This is a genomic window from Lysobacter antibioticus HS124 (assembly GCF_000336385.2).
Classification (GTDB): Bacteria; Pseudomonadota; Gammaproteobacteria; order Xanthomonadales; family Xanthomonadaceae; genus Lysobacter; species Lysobacter firmicutimachus.
Genome location: NZ_HG424566.1, coordinates 1 through 1,303 on the forward strand (window position 1 = coordinate 1; position 1,303 = coordinate 1,303).

Genomic DNA, 1,303 nt, shown 5'->3' on the forward strand with positions numbered 1-1,303 from the left:
CCCCCGCCAACGTTCGCGCAGGCGCAAGCCCGGTCGCTCGACCAGGTAATGCAGCGCGGCGCCGGCGAGCAGGGCGCTGCCGGCATAGACCGCGAACGCCAGTGGGCCGTGCGCCTCCAGGGCGTCGCCGTAGGCGCGCGACACCATGCCGAACACCGCCTTGTGGGTCAGGTAGAGGCTGAACGAGGCGGCCGCCAACCACGCGGCGCCCGGCACGCGCAGGCGCCCGGTCCAGCGCTGCTCGGCGCTGCCCGCCACGACCAGCAACGCCAGGCCCCACGACAGCACCGGAAAACCGAACACCGACGCCTGCAGCCCCAGACGTTCGCGCGACAACCAGATCGCCGCAGCGACCAGCCCCAGTCCCAGCACGACCAAGCCGCCGGCGCGGCGCTGCAAGGCCTGCCAGGCCGCCGGCCGGTACGCGCGCAGCGCCGCCAGCAGCACGCCGGCGAACAGGCCGTCCAGGCGCATCCAGGTCGGGTAATAGATGCGTTCGACCCAGGCATCGGCACCGTCGTTCGCGCTCGCCTGCCAGACGGCGGCACGCAGCGCCATGCCGCCGCCGATCAGCAATGCGGCCAGCAACCCTGTCTTCCATCCTGCCGGCCGCCGCGTCGTCAGCCAGGCCAAGGCCGGGAACAGCAGATAGAAATGCTCTTCCACGCACAACGACCAGGCATGCGAGAACGCCTTGTTGTGCCGGTAGTCGATCAACAGATTGACGCCGAAGCTGAGGAACTGCCACGCCGGCTGCATGCCCGGCCGCTCGCGAAACGCCGGCAGCCACAGATACAAGGCCAGCACCACCCAGAACGCCGGCAGCACGCGCAGCGCGCGCCGCAGATAGAAATCGCCGAACGCCAACGGCTCGCCGCGGCTCAAGGGCCGCAGCACCTGCCAGCCGATCAGATAGCCGCTGAGAACGAAGAACAGATCCACGCCCATCCAGCCGAACTGCGACATCGGCATGAACGGCGAGCCGAGTCCGGCTCCGGCGGCATGGAAAAACATCACCCAAACGATCGCGATCGCGCGCAGCAGATCGAGGCCGGGCAGTCGGCTCATCTAATGGTCCTGGAGTTGGGAGTAAGACAGACGGTGCGGCTGCGATCGCATCGCGACATTGCATCGCGACGTAGAGACCGCACGCACAGTCTGCGCCCGGTGCGGGACGGCAACAAGATGCTTTGCAAGCGCAAGCAGCCTGGGTTGCCACGTTTGGTTGGGAGTCGGGAGTCGGGAGTCGGGATTCGGGATTCGGGATTCGGGATTCGGGATTGGGGATTGGGGATTGGGGATT

The 1,303-nt window shown here is 67.9% G+C and carries 1 protein-coding gene; it reads right to left on the minus strand.

Annotated features, from left to right (window positions below; all coding sequences use genetic code 11):
- Positions 1 to 1,068 (minus strand): acyltransferase family protein (locus TX83_RS19310; RefSeq protein WP_064749626.1); only part of this gene is annotated, 1,068 nt, incomplete at its 3' end.
- Positions 1,069 to 1,303 lie beyond the last annotated feature (235 nt).